Annotated in this window: 21 protein-coding genes, 1 tRNA gene, 3 rRNA genes and 1 other RNA gene; 22 read left to right on the top strand and 4 right to left on the bottom strand. The window is 40.0% G+C overall.

Annotation, left to right across the window (positions count from 1 at the left end):
* The first annotated feature begins 94 nt into the window (after window positions 1-94).
* Entirely contained in the window at window positions 95-1,003 is a 909-nt protein-coding gene (locus tag ACMGGO_RS22575; RefSeq protein ID WP_016995248.1) for a PAS domain-containing methyl-accepting chemotaxis protein, read from the top strand.
* Window positions 1,004-1,102: 99 nt separating this feature from the next.
* Window positions 1,103-1,723, top strand: a complete 621-nt coding sequence (locus tag ACMGGO_RS22570) for an RraA family protein (RefSeq protein WP_328025348.1) — start codon at window positions 1,103-1,105, stop codon at window positions 1,721-1,723.
* A gap of 45 nt (window positions 1,724-1,768) precedes the next feature.
* Here ACMGGO_RS22570 and ACMGGO_RS22565 read toward each other — a convergent pair whose 3' ends face one another.
* From ACMGGO_RS22565 to ACMGGO_RS22550, 4 genes are all read right to left on the bottom strand, one after another.
* A complete protein-coding gene (locus tag ACMGGO_RS22565) occupies window positions 1,769-3,043 on the bottom strand; it encodes a cation:dicarboxylate symporter family transporter (protein WP_016995246.1) in 1,275 nt (424 codons plus the stop codon).
* Between the two features lie 92 nt (window positions 3,044-3,135).
* Complete coding sequence (locus ACMGGO_RS22560) at window positions 3,136-4,014, bottom strand: response regulator (protein ID WP_048391012.1); 879 nt, start codon at window positions 4,012-4,014, stop codon at window positions 3,136-3,138.
* Window positions 4,015-5,274: a sensor histidine kinase gene (locus tag ACMGGO_RS22555; protein WP_053075680.1), complete on the bottom strand. Its 1,260-nt coding sequence runs from the start codon at window positions 5,272-5,274 to the stop codon at window positions 4,015-4,017.
* A gap of 126 nt (window positions 5,275-5,400) precedes the next feature.
* Window positions 5,401-5,493: transfer RNA gene (locus ACMGGO_RS22550), tRNA-Ser, on the bottom strand.
* A 168-nt stretch (window positions 5,494-5,661) separates the two neighbouring features.
* Between ACMGGO_RS22550 and ffs the strand changes: the two genes are divergently transcribed.
* From ffs to rsmI, 20 genes are all read left to right on the top strand, one after another.
* Window positions 5,662-5,929: signal recognition particle sRNA large type (gene ffs, locus ACMGGO_RS22545), an RNA gene on the top strand.
* A gap of 141 nt (window positions 5,930-6,070) precedes the next feature.
* Window positions 6,071-7,855: a DNA polymerase III subunit gamma/tau gene (gene dnaX, locus ACMGGO_RS22540; protein ID WP_259951279.1), complete on the top strand. Its 1,785-nt coding sequence runs from the start codon at window positions 6,071-6,073 to the stop codon at window positions 7,853-7,855.
* A gap of 20 nt (window positions 7,856-7,875) precedes the next feature.
* Window positions 7,876-8,190 (top strand): YbaB/EbfC family nucleoid-associated protein, encoded by a 315-nt coding sequence (locus tag ACMGGO_RS22535; protein WP_004233957.1) that lies wholly within the window; start codon window positions 7,876-7,878, stop codon window positions 8,188-8,190.
* Window positions 8,191-8,201: 11 nt separating this feature from the next.
* Window positions 8,202-8,798, top strand: a complete 597-nt coding sequence (gene recR / locus ACMGGO_RS22530; RefSeq protein ID WP_048391017.1) for a recombination mediator RecR — start codon at window positions 8,202-8,204, stop codon at window positions 8,796-8,798.
* Between the two features lie 13 nt (window positions 8,799-8,811).
* A complete protein-coding gene (locus ACMGGO_RS22525) occupies window positions 8,812-9,027 on the top strand; it encodes a YaaL family protein (RefSeq protein WP_328025346.1) in 216 nt (71 codons plus the stop codon).
* A gap of 75 nt (window positions 9,028-9,102) precedes the next feature.
* Entirely contained in the window at window positions 9,103-9,375 is a 273-nt protein-coding gene (locus tag ACMGGO_RS22520; RefSeq protein WP_048391019.1) for a pro-sigmaK processing inhibitor BofA family protein, read from the top strand.
* 278 nt (window positions 9,376-9,653) lie between these two features.
* A 16S ribosomal RNA gene (locus ACMGGO_RS22515) occupies window positions 9,654-11,205 on the top strand.
* Window positions 11,206-11,387: 182 nt separating this feature from the next.
* A 23S ribosomal RNA gene (locus tag ACMGGO_RS22510) occupies window positions 11,388-14,315 on the top strand.
* A gap of 190 nt (window positions 14,316-14,505) precedes the next feature.
* Window positions 14,506-14,621 (top strand): 5S ribosomal RNA (rrf, locus tag ACMGGO_RS22505).
* Together the 16S, 23S and 5S rRNA genes form the textbook arrangement of a ribosomal RNA operon.
* Window positions 14,622-14,725: 104 nt before the next feature.
* Entirely contained in the window at window positions 14,726-15,163 is a 438-nt protein-coding gene (locus ACMGGO_RS22500) for an SRPBCC family protein (RefSeq protein ID WP_054548601.1), read from the top strand.
* Window positions 15,164-15,432: 269 nt separating this feature from the next.
* Window positions 15,433-16,866: an aminotransferase class I/II-fold pyridoxal phosphate-dependent enzyme gene (locus ACMGGO_RS22495; protein WP_054548600.1), complete on the top strand. Its 1,434-nt coding sequence runs from the start codon at window positions 15,433-15,435 to the stop codon at window positions 16,864-16,866.
* Between the two features lie 17 nt (window positions 16,867-16,883).
* Window positions 16,884-17,513 (top strand): dTMP kinase, encoded by a 630-nt coding sequence (gene tmk / locus ACMGGO_RS22490; protein ID WP_066038154.1) that lies wholly within the window; start codon window positions 16,884-16,886, stop codon window positions 17,511-17,513.
* Between the two features lie 277 nt (window positions 17,514-17,790).
* Window positions 17,791-18,120, top strand: a complete 330-nt coding sequence (locus ACMGGO_RS22485; protein WP_004229230.1) for a cyclic-di-AMP receptor — start codon at window positions 17,791-17,793, stop codon at window positions 18,118-18,120.
* 109 nt (window positions 18,121-18,229) lie between these two features.
* The gene (locus tag ACMGGO_RS22480) at window positions 18,230-18,670 is read left to right on the top strand and encodes a YaaR family protein (protein ID WP_004229228.1); all 441 of its coding nucleotides are present in this window, start codon (window positions 18,230-18,232) and stop codon (window positions 18,668-18,670) included.
* Window positions 18,671-18,813: 143 nt separating this feature from the next.
* A complete protein-coding gene (holB, locus tag ACMGGO_RS22475; protein WP_048395429.1) occupies window positions 18,814-19,818 on the top strand; it encodes a DNA polymerase III subunit delta' in 1,005 nt (334 codons plus the stop codon).
* A complete protein-coding gene (locus ACMGGO_RS22470) occupies window positions 19,811-20,626 on the top strand; it encodes a PSP1 domain-containing protein (RefSeq protein ID WP_048395431.1) in 816 nt (271 codons plus the stop codon). Before holB ends, ACMGGO_RS22470 begins: the two co-directional genes overlap by 8 nt.
* Window positions 20,627-20,653: 27 nt before the next feature.
* Complete coding sequence (yabA, locus tag ACMGGO_RS22465) at window positions 20,654-21,010, top strand: DNA replication initiation control protein YabA (protein ID WP_004229222.1); 357 nt, start codon at window positions 20,654-20,656, stop codon at window positions 21,008-21,010.
* Between the two features lie 63 nt (window positions 21,011-21,073).
* Window positions 21,074-21,823, top strand: a complete 750-nt coding sequence (locus ACMGGO_RS22460) for a tRNA1(Val) (adenine(37)-N6)-methyltransferase (RefSeq protein WP_054548597.1) — start codon at window positions 21,074-21,076, stop codon at window positions 21,821-21,823.
* Window positions 21,807-22,070 (top strand): GIY-YIG nuclease family protein, encoded by a 264-nt coding sequence (locus ACMGGO_RS22455; protein WP_004229219.1) that lies wholly within the window; start codon window positions 21,807-21,809, stop codon window positions 22,068-22,070. Before ACMGGO_RS22460 ends, ACMGGO_RS22455 begins: the two co-directional genes overlap by 17 nt.
* Window positions 22,067-22,942, top strand: coding sequence for a 16S rRNA (cytidine(1402)-2'-O)-methyltransferase (rsmI, locus tag ACMGGO_RS22450; RefSeq protein WP_048395435.1), 876 nt, complete (start codon window positions 22,067-22,069; stop codon window positions 22,940-22,942). Before ACMGGO_RS22455 ends, rsmI begins: the two co-directional genes overlap by 4 nt.
* Window positions 22,943-23,104 lie beyond the last annotated feature (162 nt).

Genomic DNA, 23,104 nt, shown 5'->3' with positions numbered 1-23,104 from the left:
ACACTAACATCTGCTGCAATTACACTGAGGCATAATTAATGTAATATAAAATTAAATTTTAAGTAAAAAATTAGTAACGGATGGGGTGTTCTTTATGCATAGTGTAGAGGCTCAAGTAACCGATGATTTAGTAGTACAGGCTATTGAACGCAATATAGCTATTATCCGCTTCGATATGGATAGAAGAGTAGCGTATGTCAATGAACTATTTGCTCAAACATTAGGCTATACAGTGCAGGAAATGCTAGGAAAACATCATAAAGACTTTTGTTTGCCAGATTTCGTTAATAGTATGGAGTACGATAAATTTTGGCGTCACCTAACGGCAGGAAACAGCTATCAGGACAAAATAGAAAGAATTGATGCTAGAGGGAATATAATTTGGCTGGAAGCGACATATATGCCTGTCTTCGCAAATAATACAAGAAAAGTAATAGGTGTATCCAAAATAGCTACCAATATCACCGAACGCCAACATGAGATAGTTAGTGTTGCCGACAAGTTGAAGGGCATGTCTAATAAGCTTTACCAGCGTTCAGAGGCGGGCATTCAAAATAGCCAAGATCTACTAGAAACCATTAAAGTGGTTTCAAAGGAATCAAATGAAAATGTAAGTAATCTTGTACAGCTTCAGAAACAAGCAGATTCTATTAAAGGGATTGTCAAAACTATACAAGAAATTGCCTCACAAACTAATTTATTGGCATTAAATGCAGCTATTGAAGCAGCTAGGGCTGGAGAATATGGAAGAGGTTTTGATGTAGTGGCGAAAGAGGTACGTAAGCTTTCTGTAAGAGTTGAACAATCTATTTCAGAAGTGAAGGATAATGTGGAGGGCATTGAGCGAGAAATTGGTCAGGTGACTGATAGTATTACAAAAATAGCAGAAAAAATAGATAAAACAAATGAACAAATTACTGTCACAGCAAATGACTTTAGTGAAATAGCATCTGCTGCTGAAGCCTTAGACGAGCAATCAAAGCAATTTATTGAAATTATTTAATTCTAATAATGACTACTATTTTCGAGATATATTGAAATAGGATATATTTTTTATTTACAATACTAGTGTAAGTCATTAATCATAATAGGGGTGTTATGTATGACAAAAGTGGAAGTAAGCTTTCAGCATTTACCAACAACAGCTATTTCAGATGCAACTGGTGGGCATACCAATGTGCGAAGTGATATTAAGCCGTTAGCAGACCATTTTAAAGTTGCTGGGCGAGCTGTAACTGTACGTTTACCAGATGGTGAAAATGGGGCAGTTTTGGAAGCGATTAGGGCTGCAAATGAAGGGGATATTTTAGTAATTGATGCAAAAGGAAATACAAACCGAGCTGTTGCTGGAGATTTTGTGATCTCCTTAGCAAAAGGGATAGGTGTACAAGGTTTTGTTGTGGATGGTGTAATCCGTGATATTGCAGCAATTCGCGAATTAAATTTCCCTGTATTTTCGTTGGGCACTACTGTAGCAGCAGGCAATAAAAACGGCGGTGGTCAAGTAAATGTACCGATCGCCATTGGAGGAGTTACGGTTCATCCTGGTGATTATATTATTGGGGATGTGGATGGTGTAATTGTTGTGCCACAGCAAGATGCTGAAAAAATCGTTCTAGCGGCAGAGGCTAAGCTTGAAAAAGATGAAAAACGCGCTCAAGAAGCACATGCCAATGGAAAAGAATCAATTATCGCTTATTTAGATAAAGTGTTAGCAAAATAAAAAAACCCTCACGATGCCATCCAACATCGTGAGGATTTTTTTAAATTACGCTAGATTTTCATTATCATTAAAGTAATTTTTCATCTTTTCTCGATCGAAACGGCCTTCCCATTTAGCCATTACTAATGACGCTAATGAGTTACCAATTACGTTAACAACTGTACGTCCCATATCAAGAATACGGTCAATACCAGCAATGAAGGCTAGTCCCTCAAGTGGAATACCTACAGTACCTAAAGTTGCTAGAAGTACTACGAATGATACGCCTGGTACACCTGCAATACCTTTTGATGTAACCATTAATACAAGCATTAACGTAATTTGTTCACCAATGCTTAGGTGAATACCGTACATTTGTGCAATAAATAATGCTGCAATGGCTTGATATAGTGTTGACCCATCTAAGTTAAAGGAGTAACCGGTCGGTATAACAAAAGATACAATATCCTTTGGCGCCCCTAATTTCTCCATTTTCATCATAATACGTGGTAACACAGCTTCAGAACTTGCTGTTGAGAAGGCTAAAATTAGCTCATCTTTTAATACTTTAATCAAATAGAAGATGCTGATTCCTGCGAATTTTGCCACAAGTCCAAGAACGACAAAGATAAAGAATAGCATTGTTGCATAAACAAGAATTGCTAATTTGGCAAGTGGAACCAGTGAAGCAAACCCATATTTGGAAACGGTTACACCAATTAAACCAAATACCCCTAGTGGCGCGAATTTCATTACGAGGTTTGTTACCCAGAACATAGCATCTGCTACCCCTTGGAAGAAGTCTAAGACTGGTTTCCCTCGATCTCCTACTGCAGCAACCCCTAAACCGAAAATAACTGAGAAGAAGATAATTGCTAGCATATTACCTTCAGCCATTGACTGAATAATATTTGTTGGGACAATGCCTACAATGATATCAAATGGTCCCTCATGCTGAACTTCCTCAGTTGTTGATACATACTTCGAAATATCCCCTTGAGATAATTCATTCATGTTAAGACCTGCACCAGGTTGGAAAATGTTTGCGGAAAGTAATCCAACTACGATTGCAACTGTAGTAATAATCTCAAAGTAAATTATAGATTTCCCGCCTAATCGTCCAAGTTGCTTCATATCTCCAGTGCCAGCAACACCAACGATTAATGTCGAAATAATAATCGGTACAACAATCATCTTAATAAGATGTAAAAATATATCCCCTAATGGTTGTAGATATGTCTCAATTTTGGGATTTCCGTAAAAGATACCACCAACAATGATCCCTAAAATCAAACCGATTAAAATCTGAGCGGCTAAACTGACTTTAAATTTCTTTTTCAAATCCTTTGTACCTCCCCTAATATTAAATTTTTAGGACACGCCTTACTTTAATAATACGGAGGACTTATGGAATCCGACAAAATCCGAGAAAATTAATTTACTTTTGTTAAAATGTCTGAATATAACACTTGAATAAACTTCTTAATATTTACCTTTGCTTTACGATTATCGTGATCTTCAATCTGTGTCATGAGCTGACGAATTTCTTTAAAATCAAAGTAGCGAGGGGCATAGTACTCGAATTCTGAGTTTGTGTAATCAACAACCCCTAAATTAGCGAGATTAATCATGGCAGCTAATATTGTACGACGCACACGCTGCTCGATGGCTTTACTCTCTTTTAAAATTTCATCTGGCGTAGCCTTGGTCACAGCTGCAATTTCTTCATAAAGCTCTTTTAATGGAGGAAGGGGAGCAATCTTGTGCTGGTGAGCAAGTAATGTTTCTATAATGGCAATGATATCCTCACTACCAATTTCCCCGACAATCCCCATATCATTCAAAATAGATTGAATATGGTCTCGTGATGTAGCTTTATGAGTCTTTTGTTCACTTAACTCAATATTTGTAAGTGATTGACGTATCACTAATAGTGAATTTTTAAGTCGAAATTGTTCAGTTGTTTTTTTCAAAACATTTTCGACTTCAATACGATTGATTGGTTTATGAATGAAGAAATCAATTCCTTGCTCATATGCTTCGCCAACCATTTCCTTATTCACTACCTGTGAAATCATAATAAATTGTCCCTCGAAACGATTTTGCATAAGTTGTTCTACAGTTGCTATGCCATCAAGCTTAGGCATCAGTAAATCAATAAGCACAAACTCTGGCTGTGTCATTAAAATTTGTGGAATGGCATCCTCACCATTGCGAGCCTCACCAATAACCGTTCCTAACCCGCTATCTTCAATAATTTGCTTTAACATAACACGACTTGCACGATCATCATCTACAATAAAATACCTCATTTAAGTCTCTCCCGTTTGAATAGTTTGCGTAGGAATTATGATTTTAAACGTTGTGTATTGATTGTTTGATTCAACGGTTATTGAGCCTTTTAATTTTTCTACTAGTTCAGCAACATGTGAAAGCCCAATGCCAGTTGCTGCAACACCATCAACATTGAATTTAGTGGTGTATCCAGGTTCAAAAATAACAGAAATATCTGCTTGTGAAATCCCTTGTCCATTATCACATACGGTTATTACAGTATTATCCTCTTGGCGCTCAATAGCAATAGAAATGATCCCTTGCTTTTCAATAGCCTCAACAGCATTGGCTGATAAATTATTTAATAGAGCAAGGAGTGCAATATGATCTTTCGTTTGAAAATCGAAGTCTATACATGTATTAAATTGTATTTCCTTACCAAGTAATTCTGCATATTTCCTATTACCTTCTTCAATATAATGCAATAATTCAGATAATACAAAAGGGCCAAAGCTCTTTTCACCGACAATCTTTGAAATACCAGCATATATCCGTTGAGAATCCTTTTTCACTTCATGGATTTCCTGGGCAATATGAAGTGCTTGTAAACTTTCCGCTCGAAAACCTAGTGTCTTTAACTGACGATATAATTCATAACCACTACCTGTAATTGTTTCAATATGATTCATTGATTTTTTTAAATATAGTGTCTCCACATAGAGATCAGATCCAATATTCAGCATTTCTTGTACCCGTTTTTTTTGTTCAGCTATCAAAATAGAGCTGTAAATCCCTACTACAAAAAAGCTTCGTAATAATGCTACTGCTAATAGGATCAAGAGATCATGGAGAAATAAAAAAGTATATGTTTGGACAAAAAAGCGGAAAATCTGTTCAGCTAAATTACTGATAACTTCACTAAAAGCAACGAGTAAACCAAGTTTTAGTGGTTTTTCTCTGTATTGTTGAATATCTAAAATCTGCAGGCATACTGCAAACAATACATAAAATAAACCAGCTGGTAAATGGTTAAATATACTCTCGGCTATCGGAACATCATGTAATGTCGAATTAATAACCCGAAAAATAGTTGTCACAATACTGGTAGCTACACCGGCTAAAATAATTGGTGTAGGTTTAATTAATGTGCATAAAAAGAAGACAATGGTTCCTAAACCAAAACGGAAAGTTGTATTAGCAAAAGGCATAATTTTAATTTCACTACCTATTGCGGTCATAACAGCAATAATGAAAATCCAAGTAAGGGAAGCACGCGTCATAAGTAATTTCGATTGCAATTCAACAACCTCCCATCATTGATATAATAAAAAATACCACAACCGAGGCGGAAGTGGTATCTAACAAGTAATACATACAATTTGGGCAAAAAAAAACGGCTACATTCGTAGTCGGAAATTTAAAACTGGAGGAGGTAGAGGGATTCGAACCCCCGCGCGGTGTTACCCGCCTGTCGGTTTTCAAGACCGATCCCTTCAGCCAGACTTGGGTATACCTCCATGTTATATTGCTTTACTGTCTTATCGACAAAAATAAATTTATCATAACTAGAAACGAACGTCAAGATAATTTTTGAAAAAATACATAATGTTTAAATCGTCACTTAGAAATAAATAATTTGTGCATTAAGTTGCATTTTATACAAACAGTCAGTATACTAGTTATTGCCGTGCTAGGTGGGAAGGTAGCGGTGTCCTGTAACTCGCAATCCGCTCTAGCGAGACTGAATTCCTTTTTCGAGGCTGTCCGTATTGTTTGGTCTGCCTTTTGCACGTAGTGTTGACGATTGGGTCCTGCGCAATGGATACCCATGAACCATGTCAGGTCCGGAAGGAAGCAGCATTAAGTGGTCTTATTCATGTGCCGCGGGGTTGCCTAATCTGAGCTAACGACAAGAGTAACGCTTATGTGCGGCTGTCAAGGAAAGGTGCACGGCATTAAATTGCCAATTCAAAGCATCCGTCTATTATAGGCGGATGCTTTTTTATTTTAAATTTAGCATCTTCATTTTCTATATAATGCTGCAAATGCTATAATAAAACTATTCAATTAAATGGAGAAGGAGAGAGGAAATCAGTGACGTATCAAGCATTTTACCGTGTGTATCGACCACAATCTTTTCGAGAAATGTCTGGTCAAACACATGTCAAAAGAACGCTACAAAATGCTCTCCTAGCAAATAAAACAACACACGCTTACTTGTTTTCTGGGCCCCGTGGTACAGGGAAAACAAGTACTGCTAAAATCTTTGCGAAGGCCTTGAATTGTGAACATGCACCATCGAAAGAGCCTTGTAATGAATGTGATACATGCATGAGTATTACAGATGGTTCTCATCCAGATGTAATTGAATTTGATGCAGCCTCAAATTCACGTGTTGAAGAGATTAGGGATATCATAGAAAAGGTTCGTTTTGCTCCCGCAAGCAGTAGATATAAGGTGTACATCATAGACGAAGTGCATATGCTTTCTACAAGCGCTTTTAACGCTCTTTTAAAAACGTTGGAAGAACCACCTCCTCATGCTGTGTTTATTTTAGCAACTACAGAGCCTCATAAATTGCCTGCTACGATCATTTCTCGTTGTCAGCGTTTTGATTTTAAACGACTTTCTACTAATGATATTATTGAACGTATGAAGGTTGTTTTGGAAGATATTGACTTGCCATATGAAGAACAAGGTTTAAAGGTGATTGCACAATCAGCCGCAGGGGGAATGCGTGATGCTTTAAGCTTATTGGACCAAGTTGTGTCTTTTAGTGGCGAAAAATTAAAACTTGAGGATACGTTATTAGTTACAGGTTCTATTAGTCAGGATGTTTTTTATGATCTAGCGGAGGCACTTAAAGTAAAAGATGTTGCGCAAATGCTTGCCCTTTTAGAGCAACTTATAGCTGACGGTAAGGACCCTTTGCGGCTCTCAGAGGATTTAATTACATTTTTCCGCGATTTATTATTACTTCAAACAAGTGATGATTTAGCTGAACTTTTAGAGCTTGTATCTCCTGAGGAACGTGTATTCACTTTAGCACACGAATTTGCACCAAATATGCTTTATGGGTATATTGATATACTTGCAAAAACACAGCAAGAGATGCGTTTCTCTCACCATACAAAAATTTATTTAGAGACGGCTTTGCTTAAAATGGTACAGTTTTCAGGAGGTATAGCCCATCAAACGGTGACTACAAATGAAATGGGAGAAAACCCTGATCTCACTCAAAAAATTGTGGCTCTTGAACAGCTGGTTCAGCAACTATCCTTACAACTGCAAACGGGGACTCCTGTGCAAACGCCGACAGCACAAAAAGAGCAACGGCCCCGAGCTAAAAGTCCGAATGGTTATAAAGCACCTACAGGTCGTATTCAGGAAGTGCTGAAAGATGCCACAAAGCAAGATGTGCAACGCATTAAGTCCATTTGGGCGCAAGCCTTAAGTCAAATGCAAAAATCACAATCTGCTCTTTTAGCAGAAGCCGAACCTGTTGCGGCATCTTCAAGTGCTTTTGTGTTAAAATTCAAGTATGATATTCATTGTCAGATGGTTGCCGACAACCAGTCTTTAAAGGCTCACTTTACACAATTAATTGCAGGGCAAACTGGTACAATGTACGAGATGCTATGCATACCAGAAGAATCATGGTTAAAAATGCGTGAAGAGTTTATTCGTGATCATGGTCTGCAGCAAAAGAAATCACAGACTGAATCAGAGCATGGAGAAGAATTATTAGAGCCACCACCGGCAGAAATGCCAGAAGAACCATTTATCGATGATGCCCAACCTCTTGCTTCACAAGATCCACTTGTGACTGAGGCTGAAAAGCTCTTTGGTAAAGATTTTGTTGAAATTATTGAAGATTAAATTTTTAGGAGGAAACATTTATGCGTGGAATGGGAAATATGCAAGGTATGATGAAAAAAATGCAAAAAATGCAAAAGGAAATGATGGAGGCACAAGAAGCTTTAAATGCTGAGCAATTCGAAGGTGTTGCAGGCGGCGGTATGGTGAAAGTAACAGTTTCTGGTCAGCGTGAAGTAGTTTCAGTAAATCTGGATGAATCTGTAGTAGACCCAGAAGACATCGAAATGCTACAAGACCTAATTGTTATTGCAACAAATGAAGCTTTGAAAAAAGTAGAAGAAAAAACAAACTCAACTATGGGTAAATTCACGCAAGGCTTAAACCTTCCATTCTAGGAGGTATTCATATGTACTACCCAGAACCAATATCTAAATTGATCGATAGTTTTATGAAATTGCCAGGTATCGGGCCGAAAACTGCGGCTCGTCTGGCGTTTTTTGTGTTAACAATGAAGGAAGATGATGTATTATCTTTCTCTAAAGCACTGATTGATGCTAAACGAAACTTAAGCTACTGTTCTGTTTGTGGCAATATAACAGATGTAGATCCATGTCACATATGTACAGATAAGCAGCGAGATCATTCTATTATTTGTGTTGTACAAGATACAAAAGATGTGATTGCAATGGAAAAAATGCGTGACTACAACGGTATGTACCATGTACTTCAAGGAGCAATTTCACCAATGGATGGTATTGGTCCAGAAGACATTAATGTTGCTTCTTTGCTAGTGCGCTTGCAAGATGAAAGTGTCCAAGAACTTATTTTAGCTACAAATTCAACAATCGAGGGTGAGGCAACCGCTATGTACATTTCTCGCCTTGTCAAACCGTCTGGCATTCGTACAACCCGTATTGCTCATGGATTGCCAGTAGGTGGAGATCTAGAATATGCAGATGAGGTTACGCTATCAAAGGCAATGGAAGGCCGACGCGAGTTATGAGTGAGGGATTAGTATGTTCTTCCGTAGTAAAGGGAAATTAAAAAAAGAATTCGATGATAAGCTTGTGAATCTGATGAAAGAAACAAAAGAGGATTTACAACAGGCAAAGATAATAGAAGAATTAATGGATGATTATGACCTAGGTGTAATTGCTCAACGCAAAACAGCAGAAAGTATTCATTTCTATTTGTTTAAGGAAGCTAGAATTCGTAAGGTATTAATAAAATAGTTCTCTGTAAAATATTCATAGAAGCAAAACAGGAAACATAAACTTTCATAATTATTTAATTGAGGGGGCAACTATATGTCTGGGTTAGTAATTATGAGTATTTGTATTCCTGTCGGGCTTCTTTTTCTTTATGTAATAATAAGACATGCTAAATTGGGTAAGATCTTAGAAGGATTATCGGTGTTTTGGTTTAGATTTGCATTTGCTTTTCTACTATTATTCGTAATCCATTTAGGTATTGGTTATATAGGATATAATGTGCCAATCAATCTGTTTTCGGTCTTAACAATCGCTGTTTTAGGTATTCCTGGTGTCTTAGGAATAACAGCTTTAATATTTATTTTATAAAAGGCTTGCAATATAAAAAGATTATGGTATAGTTATAAAAGTCGCTAATACAACTGATTGAAACGGAAAATAATTTTAAAATTATTGTTGACACAGTTTGTGGCGCGTGGTATTATATAAGAGTTGCTGCTGAAACAGCGGTGAACGATATGAACCTTGAAAACTGAACAAGCAAAACGTAATCAATAAAGTTTTAAGTAGCTAGTTTTGCTAGTGAACGAAACACAATTTTGGACATCAAACATGATGCCAGCAAAATTTGAGCTAATCAAATTTCTTTTATGGAGAGTTTGATCCTGGCTCAGGACGAACGCTGGCGGCGTGCCTAATACATGCAAGTCGAGCGAACAGAAAAGGAGCTTGCTCCTTTGACGTTAGCGGCGGACGGGTGAGTAACACGTGGGCAACCTACCCTATAGTTTGGGATAACTCCGGGAAACCGGGGCTAATACCGAATAATCTCTTTTGCTTCATGGTAAAAGACTGAAAGACGGTTTCGGCTGTCGCTATAGGATGGGCCCGCGGCGCATTAGCTAGTTGGTGAGGTAACGGCTCACCAAGGCGACGATGCGTAGCCGACCTGAGAGGGTGATCGGCCACACTGGGACTGAGACACGGCCCAGACTCCTACGGGAGGCAGCAGTAGGGAATCTTCCACAATGGGCGAAAGCCTGATGGAGCAACGCCGCGTGAGTGAAGAAGGTTTTCGGATCGTAAAACTCTGTTGTAAGGGAAGAACAAGTACAGTAGTAACTGGCTGTACCTTGACGGTACCTTATTAGAAAGCCACGGCTAACTACGTGCCAGCAGCCGCGGTAATACGTAGGTGGCAAGCGTTGTCCGGAATTATTGGGCGTAAAGCGCGCGCAGGCGGTCCTTTAAGTCTGATGTGAAAGCCCACGGCTCAACCGTGGAGGGTCATTGGAAACTGGGGGACTTGAGTGCAGAAGAGGAAAGTGGAATTCCAAGTGTAGCGGTGAAATGCGTAGAGATTTGGAGGAACACCAGTGGCGAAGGCGACTTTCTGGTCTGTAACTGACGCTGAGGCGCGAAAGCGTGGGGAGCAAACAGGATTAGATACCCTGGTAGTCCACGCCGTAAACGATGAGTGCTAAGTGTTAGGGGGTTTCCGCCCCTTAGTGCTGCAGCTAACGCATTAAGCACTCCGCCTGGGGAGTACGGTCGCAAGACTGAAACTCAAAGGAATTGACGGGGGCCCGCACAAGCGGTGGAGCATGTGGTTTAATTCGAAGCAACGCGAAGAACCTTACCAGGTCTTGACATCCCGTTGACCACTGTAGAGATATAGTTTCCCCTTCGGGGGCAACGGTGACAGGTGGTGCATGGTTGTCGTCAGCTCGTGTCGTGAGATGTTGGGTTAAGTCCCGCAACGAGCGCAACCCTTGATCTTAGTTGCCATCATTTAGTTGGGCACTCTAAGGTGACTGCCGGTGACAAACCGGAGGAAGGTGGGGATGACGTCAAATCATCATGCCCCTTATGACCTGGGCTACACACGTGCTACAATGGACGATACAAACGGTTGCCAACTCGCGAGAGGGAGCTAATCCGATAAAGTCGTTCTCAGTTCGGATTGTAGGCTGCAACTCGCCTACATGAAGCCGGAATCGCTAGTAATCGCGGATCAGCATGCCGCGGTGAATACGTTCCCGGGCCTTGTACACACCGCCCGTCACACCACGAGAGTTTGTAACACCCGAAGTCGGTGAGGTAACCTTTTGGAGCCAGCCGCCGAAGGTGGGATAGATGATTGGGGTGAAGTCGTAACAAGGTAGCCGTATCGGAAGGTGCGGCTGGATCACCTCCTTTCTAAGGATTATTTCGGAATACAAACCTTGGGTTTGTAAGATTACGTTTTGCGTTCAGTTTTGAAGGTTCATTCTATCTGAATGAAACACTTCAAAACTTGTTCTTTGAAAACTGGATAAAACGACATTGAAATTGTAACAAACACATTTATTTTTTTAAGTTTTTTATAGGCTTAATAACTTGGTTAAGTTATTAAGGGCGCACGGCGAATGCCTTGGCACTAGGAGCCGAAGAAGGACGGCACTAACACCGATATGCTTCGGGGAGCTGTAAGTGAGCTTTGATCCGGAGATTTCCGAATGGGGGAACCCACTACGTTTAATCGCGTAGTATCTTGACGTGAATACATAGCGTCTTGAAGGCAGACCCAGGGAACTGAAACATCTAAGTACCTGGAGGAAGAGAAAGAAAAATCGATTCCCTGAGTAGCGGCGAGCGAAACGGGAAGAGCCCAAACCAAGAGGCTTGCCTCTTGGGGTTGTAGGACACTCTATACGGAGTTACAAAAGAGCGAGTTAGATGAAGCGACTTGGAAAGGTCCGCCAGAGCAGGTAAAAGCCCTGTAGTCGAAAGTTCGTTCTCTCCTGAGTGGATCCTGAGTACGGCGGAACACGTGAAATTCCGTCGGAATCCGGGAGGACCATCTCCCAAGGCTAAATACTACCTAGTGACCGATAGTGAACCAGTACCGTGAGGGAAAGGTGAAAAGCACCCCGGAAGGGGAGTGAAAGAGATCCTGAAACCGTGTGCCTACAAGTAGTTAGAGCCCGTTAATGGGTGATAGCGTGCCTTTTGTAGAATGAACCGGCGAGTTACGATTACGTGCAAGGTTAAGCTTTAGAAGGCGGAGCCGCAGCGAAAGCGAGTCTGAATAGGGCGAAATAGTACGTGGTCGTAGACCCGAAACCAGGTGATCTACCCATGTCCAGGGTGAAGGTGAGGTAACACTTACTGGAGGCCCGAACCCACGCACGTTGAAAAGTGCGGGGATGAGGTGTGGGTAGCGGAGAAATTCCAATCGAACTTGGAGATAGCTGGTTCTCTCCGAAATAGCTTTAGGGCTAGCCTCGTGATGAGAATACTGGAGGTAGAGCACTGTTTGGACTAGGGGGCCATCCCGGTTTACCGAATTCAGACAAACTCCGAATGCCAGATATTTATACACGGGAGTCAGACTGCGAGTGATAAGATCCGTAGTCAAAAGGGAAACAGCCCAGACCACCAGCTAAGGTCCCAAAGTAATCGTTAAGTGGAAAAGGATGTGGCGTTGCACAGACAACCAGGATGTTGGCTTAGAAGCAGCCATCATTTAAAGAGTGCGTAATAGCTCACTGGTCGAGTGACGCTGCGCCGAAAATGTATCGGGGCTAAACGATTCACCGAAGCTGTGGATTGACATCTACGATGTCAGTGGTAGGAGAGCGTTCTAAGTGCGTTGAAGTCAGATCGGAAGGACTGGTGGAGCGCTTAGAAGTGAGAATGCCGGTATGAGTAGCGAAAGACGGGTGAGAATCCCGTCCACCGTATGACTAAGGTTTCCTGAGGAAGGCTCGTCCGCTCAGGGTTAGTCGGGACCTAAGCCGAGGCCGATAGGCGTAGGCGATGGACAACAGGTTGATATTCCTGTACCACCTCCTCACCGTTTGAGAAATGGGGGGACGCAGTAGGATAGGGTAAGCGCGCCGTTGGTTGTGCGCGTCCAAGCAGTAAGGCGTGTGTGTAGGCAAATCCGCACACTGTAACGTTGAGCTGTGATGGCGAGTCCGTATGGACGAAGTTCCTGATTTCACACTGCCAAGAAAAGCCTCTATCGAGGTGAGAGGTGCCCGTACCGCAAACCGACACAGGTAGTCGAGGAGAGAATCCTAAGGTGTGCGAGAGAACTCTCGTTAAGGAACTCGGCAAAATGACCCCGTAACTTCGGGAGAAGGGGTGCTCTTGAGCGTGCAAGCGCATGAGAGCCGCAGTGAATAGGCCCAGGCGACTGTTTAGCAAAAACACAGGTCTCTGCAAAACCGTAAGGTGACGTATAGGGGCTGACGCCTGCCCGGTGCTGGAAGGTTAAGAGGAGTGGTTAGCGCAAGCGAAGCTGCGAATTGAAGCCCCAGTAAACGGCGGCCGTAACTATAACGGTCCTAAGGTAGCGAAATTCCTTGTCGGGTAAGTTCCGACCCGCACGAAAGGCGTAACGATCTGGGCACTGTCTCAACGAGAGACTCGGTGAAATTATAGTACCTGTGAAGATGCAGGTTACCCGCGACAGGACGGAAAGACCCCGTGGAGCTTTACTGTAGCCTGATATTGAATTTTGGTACAACTTGTACAGGATAGGTAGGAGCCAGAGATCTCGGAGCGCCAGCTTCGAAGGAGGCGTCGGTGGGATACTACCCTGGTTGTATTGAAATTCTAACCCATGCCCCTTAGCGGGGCAGGAGACAGTGTCAGGCGGACAGTTTGACTGGGGCGGTCGCCTCCTAAAAGGTAACGGAGGCGCCCAAAGGTTCCCTCAGAATGGTTGGAAATCATTCGTAGAGTGTAAAGGCACAAGGGAGCTTGACTGCGAGACCTACAAGTCGAGCAGGGTCGAAAGACGGGCTTAGTGATCCGGTGGTTCCGCATGGAAGGGCCATCGCTCAACGGATAAAAGCTACCCCGGGGATAACAGGCTTATCTCCCCCAAGAGTCCACATCGACGGGGAGGTTTGGCACCTCGATGTCGGCTCATCGCATCCTGGGGCTGTAGTCGGTCCCAAGGGTTGGGCTGTTCGCCCATTAAAGCGGTACGCGAGCTGGGTTCAGAACGTCGTGAGACAGTTCGGTCCCTATCCGTCGTGGGCGTAGGAAATTTGAGAGGAGCTGTCCTTAGTACGAGAGGACCGGGATGGACACACCGCTGGTGTACCAGTTGTCTTGCCAAAGGCATCGCTGGGTAGCTATGTGTGGACGGGATAAGTGCTGAAAGCATCTAAGCATGAAGCCCCCCTCAAGATGAGATTTCCCATTACGCAAGTAAGTAAGATCCCTCAAAGACGATGAGGTAGATAGGTTCGAGGTGGAAGTGTGGTGACACATGGAGCTGACGAATACTAATCGATCGAGGACTTAACCAAAACGTTTGAAACATTCAATATGCCGTTTATCCAGTTTTGAAAGAATAAATCTTTCAACAAAAAAGAGAGCTTCAAGACACAAGTAGTACAAGGAAGCAAACGAGTGATTGAAGGAGCGTACTTTTGTACGTGACTGATTGAACGAGAGCAGCTGACGCAGTAATACGCCGTGTATTGGAGGTCAAATAAGTCTAGTGATGATGGCAAAGAGGTCACACCCGTTCCCATACCGAACACGGAAGTTAAGCTCTTTAGCGCCGATGGTAGTTGGGGGCTTCCCCCTGTGAGAGTAGGACGTCGCTAGGCAAAAAGTAACCACTGAGAAATCAGTGGTTTTTTTGTATGTTTTGAAATCTAGAAAATGTTAAAGTTTAATAGAGTGATCAAAATATTCAAAGGGGTGCAATGGAATGGCAACAGGACAATATAGTAAGGTAATCAATGTACAGAAAAATAAATTAGAGGGTTTTATTCATAATAAAGAACAATGGGCTGTTTTAATACCAGGTTACTTACATCACGAATTACTAAATGAAGACGATATGATCTGGGTCTTCCAAGGAGACTTTGGTATAATTCAGAAAGCTGTTAAAGTAAAACTTAAAGTAAACAAATCAGATGCTCATCAAATACAGTTTGAATTAGAGGGTTTATCTGATCCTATAAATGGTAATGGTTCTTTTGAAATCATACAAAATCAAAATGAATCACCACAACTGACTGGTAATTTAACAATGAAAGCAAGTGGATTTTTAGCAGGAATGATGAATCCAGTATTAGATAATTTTGTACCTCGGCTGATTGAGCAATTAGTGGAAGCAATGGCCATTCAAGCATTACAAGACTAGTTATATGAAAATAAGTGGTGAACCGATTATTACAGATAACAGCAATAATCGGTTTTATTTTAATTAGCAATTCCTACTGCTACAAAAATGATGGTTTAGGTATAGATGACTCTTTTTTTGAGTGAGGCGTCAACGATAATGACATCAAGCTGTGATTAACTTTGATGAAAAGGTTTGTTACTAAATAAAAAGTGGATTACCATGCGGAGGGATAGCTTTTTTCTCTCCTTATAATTTCGTATAATTAAAGGAGAATCTAACGAAAATGGGTGTTTGTTTTGCATAAGAAAAAACCAATTATAGAAGGGTTAGAACGTTTTCGACAGCAACAAAATATTTCTTTTCATGTCCCAGGTCATAAGCATGGTGAACTGTCCCACCTTCCACAAGCATTTAAGGATGTAATGCGTTATGATGTAACTGAGTTATCAGGATTAGATGATCTACATTACCCTGAGGAAATGATATTAGAAGCCGAGAATTTATTGGCAGATACATATGGAGCAACGAAGAGTTTCTTTTTGGTAGGAGGGTCTACTGTTGGAAATTTAGCAATGATTTATGCTACTTGTAACAAAGACGATACCATTATTGTTCAGCGTAATGCACATAAATCAATTTTCCATGCTATTGAACTTGTTGGGGCTAAGCCAATTTTTGTGTCGCCGCTGTGGGATGAACGGACAATGTCGGCGACACATGTAACTTATAGAGATTTAAAAGAAGCCGTAGAAAATTATTCAGAGGCGAAAGCAGTAGTGTTAACATATCCTACTTATTATGGGATGACTTCGAATGAAATACAGCAACAAATTGCTTATTGTCATGAGAAGGGAATACCTGTATTGGTGGATGAAGCACATGGCGCTCATTTTAATGCATGTACGCTATTTCAGCCATCCGCATTGACACTTGGTGCAGACGTTGTTGTTCAATCAGCTCATAAAACTTTACCTGCTATGACGATGGCCTCTTTTATGCATGTTAAGTCGGAATTGATAGAGGCTGACAAAATACATCATTACTTACGCATGTTACAATCTAGTAGTCCATCTTACTTATTATTAGCATCATTAGATGATGCTCGCTATTATGTACAGACATATATGGAGAGTGATGGGGCATATATAATAGAAAAAAAGAATCAATGGGTAGATGCATTACGAGCAATTGGATCATTAGAAGTAATTGAAGTAGATGATCCACTTAAAGTATTGCTACGTGTTAATGGTTATAGTGGCTTTCAATTACAGGAGGCATTAGAGGCAAAGCATGTATATGGGGAACTTGCAGATGCCAATCAGGTTTTATTTGTGTTACCTTTGCTGAAGCAGGGACATACCTACCCATTTGCTGAAATCAGGGTTCGTATAAAAGAGGCCATAACAACGCTATTAAACACAGCTAAAACAGATAGCATAACGGCTTCTCAAACAGCCTATCATTTTGTCCCGATTACTGAGCCTATATATACCTTTAATGAGGTTGCATCATTAAAGAAAGAATGGTTACCATATATGCGTACAATGGGGCGAATTTCAGCGAATATGATCATTCCTTATCCACCTGGTATACCATTATTAGTACCAGGAGAAAGAATAACAGTAGCTAAGTTAAGTCAATTGGAAGAGCTACTAGCAGCAGGTGCAACATTCCAGGGGAATCATCGTTTAGCAGAAAAAAAGATTCAGGTTATTAAATAGTTGGAGGCAATAACAGCATGAATAGCAATTTATTTATTACATTTGAAGGACCAGAGGGAGCAGGAAAAACAACGGTCATTCAAATGATAGCAGAGCGATTAAAAAAAAATAATATTGAAGTTCTAGCAACAAGAGAACCAGGTGGAATTGAGATTGCAGAAAAAATAAGAACGATTATTTTGAATCCTGCACATACTGCTATGGATGAACGAACAGAAGCATTGTTATATGCTGCAGCAAGAAGCCAGCATTATTTTGAGAAAGTACGTCCTGCCTTAGATGCAGGGAAGTTAGTGATATGTGACCGTTTTATCGATTCCTCTTTAGCTTATCAAGGATATGCAAGAGGTATAGGTGTTAATGAGGTGCTTTCTATTAATGAATTTGCTATTGGGAAGAAATTACCTGACGTGACCATACTATTTGATCTTGCTCCAGAGGTTGGCTTAGCGCGTATTCATGCAACTGGCAATCGAGAAGTAAACCGCTTAGATGTTGAAAGCTTGCCGTTTCATCAGAAGGTACGTGAAGGATATTTACAATTAGTAGAGCAGTACCCAGAGCGAATACGTGTAGTCAATGCAGATCAAGATATTAAAAATGTTGTTGAAGATGTATGGTTATTATTATTGGAAGCAATGCAGTAAATGCATGAAGTTGTCTACAACAATGTGATATAATGATACTATCCATTAATTTATCTTCACTAGGAGGGCAACATTTGTCGAAGTACCTATTAGGTCAGACACACCTTCGTGTAAGATACATTATGTGTTTAGGGAACCTTGTAGATGTCTTTTTTAAAACTTTCTTATAGAGTTTTTGTATCAACATGATGATGTTCCTCTAGTTCAACAGATGAACTAAGATTAAGTATAGAATTGAAATCTATCTAGGCGAATTTTATAAAAGGGGTGAGTGCGAATGAAGTTAGTCGTAGCTGTAGTGCAAGATCAGGATAGCAGCCGCTTATCAAATGCTTTAACGAAAAATCAGTTTCGCGCAACTAAATTAGCGAGCACAGGAGGATTTTTACGTTCAGGAAATACGACATTTCTTATAGGAACTGAAGACTCTCTCATACCCAAACTTTTAGATATTATTCGGGATAATTGTCGGGCAAGAGAGCAAATGGTTGCACCCGTTTCTCCGTTAGGAGGAAATGCTGATTCCTATATACCTTACCCTGTGGAGGTAGAGGTGGGAGGAGCTACCGTATTTGTTTTACCGATTGAACAATTCCATCATTTTTAAAAAGTAGCCTCCGAAGCTAAATCATTGATTATTTGTTACTATTAAACATTTTATTTAAAATCGATTATGCGTAGGAGAAATAGATGAAAATTGTGGGGGCGAAACCAGCTTGAAGATTAATCAAGATATACGTGTCGGGTTAAATACAAATCGCAAAGAGCCACTACAAAATAATAATCAAAATAACCGATTTGGAGATATGGTCGTCAAGCAAGGTAATAAGCTGCAAACAGAACAACTCACGCGTTTGTTAGGAGATATATCTACTGCAGGGGACCGAGTAGCTAGATCACGTAATTTACGAGAACTTGCTAGGTTTAAAATGCTTGTTAAACGATTTCTACAAGAGACAGTAGAACATGGTATGGAGTTAAAACAATCACATACCTGGAATCGTTTTGGTGAAGGAAGACGTCTGAAAATCATTGAAACCATTGATACACGTCTTGTCGAGCTTGCACAGGATCTCTTAGACGAAGAAAAAGAAGCAATAGATCTTCTTGATAAAATCGGTGAAATTAAAGGCTTACTAATTAATTTATATATGTAAAACCCGTGTCTCGTTCTCATTTAGGCGCGGGCTTTTTTCAAATGTTGATGTGGCTACTCGCCATAAAGTAAACAACTGTAATCTTTACAAGAGTGCAAGAAAGTATCACCTTTTGTTGTAGAGACAGGAAGGAATTTAAATGTATGGCCAAGAATGTTGAAGAGCTACTCACACTGCAACCAGTCGTAATGAAGCAGCTTCAAACAATATTTGACAAGAATAGATTAGCACATGCATATATTTTTGATGGCGAAAAAGGGACAGGCAAGGCAGATATTATGCACTTTTTTGTCAAATTAATGTTATGTGAGCAACCAAGTGGAAATGTTCCATGTGAAACATGTCGAAATTGCAAACGTGTAGATTCGGGAAATCATCCAAATATTCATCAAATTTATCCAGATGGTCAATTCATAAAAATTGATCAGATGCGAGAACTCATCGGAGAAATGAAAATGGTGGGTGTAGAAGAAGGACGTAAGATTTATGTGCTTCATCATGCAGACCGTCTTAATACAGCCTCTGCAAATATGATACTTAAATTTTTAGAGGAGCCAGAAGGAGAAGTAACTGCCATATTACTAACTGAGCAAATGCAGTCAATTCTTCCAACTATCCGTTCTCGTTGTCAACATATCAAATTTCAAAAAATGCCACGTCATGTTTTGTTGAAGCATTTACAGGAAAATAATATTTCACATTCAATGGCCTCAACAGTAAGCATGATGACAAATGAGCTCGAAACAGCGATATTTTTAGCAAATGATGAGCAGTTTGCACTCGCTCGAAAAACAGTGTTAAAATTAGTAGAGGCCATTCGGCAAAATGTACATGAAGCATTGCTTATTGTGCATGAAGAGTGGTTGCCTCACTTTAAAGAAAAAAGCGAGATGGAGCAAGCATTGGATTTACTACTATTTGCTTACCGTGATATAGTGTCAATAAAAGCTAATCCCGAGGCAGCTTGTACTTATCCAGACATGTTACCACTATTTAAAGAAGTTGCGTTATATTCCACTTATGAAAGATTATCAAATCAGATGGAATCTATTTTACAAGCACGCGCCTCTTTACAGCGTAACATGAATAGGACGTTATTGATGGAGCAGTTAATGCTAAATCTGCAGGAGGGATATACATTTGTATAATGTAGTAGGAGTCCGCTTTAAAAAGGCGGGTAAAATATATTATTTTGATCCGGCATCATTTCTACTAGAGGATAGTCAATATGTTATTGTAGAGACAGCCCGCGGTGTAGAGTATGGAAAAGTAGTTGTCCCTCAAAAAGTTGTGGGTGATAATGATGTTGTATTACCACTAAAACAAGTACTTAGACCAGCAGATGATCGTGATCGTATACAAGTAGAGGAAAATGCAGCGGAATCAAAGCGTGCATTTGAGCTCGCTAGTACTAAAATTATAGAGCATAATTTAGAAATGAAACTTGTAGATGTTGAATATACATTTGATCGTAATAAAATTATTTTTTACTTTACAGCTGAAGGACGAGTTGATTTTAGGGATCTAGTAAAAGATTTAGCCTCGGTTTTTAGAACACGTATTGAACTTCGTCAAATTGGTGTGCGTGATGAAGCCAAGCTTTTAGGTGGTATCGGTCCATGTGGTAGAATGCTTTGTTGTTCCACATTTTTGGGTGATTTTGAGCCCGTTTCGATTAAAATGGCTAAAGATCAAAACCTATCATTAAATCCTTCAAAAATATCTGGCCTTTGTGGACGTTTAATGTGTTGCTTAAAGTATGAAAATGATGAATATGAAGAAGCAAAAGAGGGCATGCCAGATGTTGGTGAGATAACAATGACACCAGATGGCCGTGGGAAAGTAGTAGGGCTAAATGTGCTGGAAAGACTTATTCAAGTATATTTACATGAGCAGGAACGCACAGTTGAGTATACACTAGAAGAACTGCTAGCATGCGAAAAAAATCTTATTTAAGATAGAGAATTTAACGAGGTGGCTTGGGTGAAGGACCGTAATTTCTTAGATACCGTTATGGAGTTCGAACAACAGCTCGAAGCAATGCAGGAGCAATTTGGTGCATTGAAACAATTTGTAGCGTTAATGATGGAAGAGCATAAGGCGCTTGAAACAGAAAATCATCACCTACGTACACGTCTAGAAGAACTACTTTCTAATACAAACTCCGTACAAGCTGCTGAAGTAAAGAAAGAGAGTCCGCTAGATATTGGTGAGGGATATGATAACTTAGCTCGCCTCTACCAAGAGGGCTTCCATGTTTGCCATGTTCATTTTGGAAGTTCACGTAAGGGTGAGGATTGTCTGTTCTGTCTATCATTTTTAAATAAACAAAATGTGTAATAAAAGGCTGATTCCCGCTACGGTGGTGTCAGTCTTTTGTTTTGTAGCGTAGGAGGAGTAAGCATGGAAAAATGGCTAAAAGGTGACGAGCGGTTAGATTATTTGTTGGCTGAGAATTTACGTATTATTCAAAGTCCCTCTGTCTTTTCGTTCTCATTAGATGCAGTATTGCTTTCGAAATTTGTCAGTATTCCTTATCATAAGGGAAAAATCGTTGATTTATGCTCAGGAAATGGTGTGATTCCACTTTTTTTAAGCGCACGTACAAAGGGACAGATAACAGGCGTAGAAATTCAGCCACGTTTATTTGAGATGGCAGAGAGAAGTATCCGTTACAATCAGCTAGAACAGCAAATTCAAATGATTCTTGGAGATGTTAAAGAAATACCAAAACAACTTGGCATTGAAAAGTATGATGTGGTTACCTGTAATCCACCCTATTTTTTAGCACATGAAGCGAGTGATAAAAATCTTAGTGAGCATCATGCCATTGCACGCCATGAATTGTATTTAACATTGGAAGAAGCGATTCAATCCGCAAGTAAATTATTAAAGCAAGGGGGCAAGGCCGCATTTGTTCACCGACCTGGGCGATTATTAGATATTGTGACAGCTATGCGAGCAAATCGCTTAGAGCCTAAACGGATGCAGCTCATTTATCCGAAAGAAGGGAAAGAGGCTAATACATTATTAATAGAAGGAATAAAAGATGGAAAGCCTGATTTAAAAATTCTGCCGCCGTTGTATGTTTATGATGCCAATAATGAATACACGACAGAAGTGAGAGAAATTCTTTATGGAAAAGAGCAATAATCACTACTTTTATGTGTTAGAGTGTGCTGATCAAACTCTTTATGCAGGGTATACAAATAATATAGAAAAACGTGTTGCTGTACATAACGCTGGTAAAGGAGCAAAATATACAAGAGCTAGAGGTCCAGTGAAATGTATTTACAAAGAAATATTCGAGACAAAGCAAGAAGCAATGCGTGCTGAATATGCCTTTAAGCAATTAACAAGAACACAGAAAATTAATTATATAAGGAGGGGTGAATCGTGAAATCACAAAAAAGTACAATACACGATCAGACAGGTTGTTTATATCTGGTAGGAACACCTATTGGTAATTTAGAGGATATGAGTGTGCGTGCACTTCGCATTTTAAAAGAAGCAGATATTATCGCTGCAGAAGATACTAGAAACACCAAAAAGCTTTGTAACTACTTTGAGATTGACACACCACTAATCAGCTACCATGAGCATAATATAGCCGTAGGTGGAGAAAAATTATTAACATTACTACAAGAAGGAAAAACAATTGCATTAGTAAGTGATGCAGGTTTACCTTGTATTTCTGATCCAGGTGCAGATATAGTGGAAAAAGCAATTGCCCAAAACTTTTCTGTTGTACCAGTGCCAGGGCCTAATGCAGCAATTTCAGCATTAATTGCATCTGGGTTATCGCCACAGCCATTTTTCTTTTATGGATTTTTGAATCGCGGAAAAAAGGAACGTCGCCAGCAATTAGAACAATTAAAAAAACGCCAAGAAACGATTTTACTATATGAGGCACCACATCGCTTAAAGGATACATTAAAAGATATGGAAGCTATACTCGGGGAACGTCGTATTGTTTTAGCTCGAGAGCTGACAAAGAAGTTTGAAGAGTTTTTACGAGGTACTTTGTCTGAAGCTGTAGAATGGTCACAAACTGAAGAAATACGAGGAGAGTTTTGTATTGTTCTTGAAGGTAATAGCTGTGTAGAAGAGGAAGATCATGAAGAAGCCTATTGGCAAAACATGTCCATTGTTGAACATGTTGATTTCATTATCAATCAATCGAATGTATCTTCAAAAGAAGCCATTAAAGAAGTAGCTAAGTTAAGGCAAGTGGCAAAGCGAGATGTTTATAATGAATATCATAGTGAATAATAGTAAAGAGTTACCTTATTAGGGTAGCTCTTTATTTTTATTTAGTTAATGACTCGAAACTTAAAAGTTGAAAAGTAATAATTTTGAGACACAATTTTAAATTGATAATAATTGTAAATAATAGTAACCTTAAATAGAAAGGTCTGACATGGACATTATAAG

Origin of the sequence: Lysinibacillus sp. BNK-21 (genome assembly GCF_048684915.1) — a bacterium.
Lineage (GTDB): Bacteria > Bacillota > Bacilli > Bacillales_A > Planococcaceae > Lysinibacillus > Lysinibacillus capsici.
Note: the sequence above shows the minus strand (reverse complement) of the source record. Positions and strands in the feature narration are given on the sequence as shown.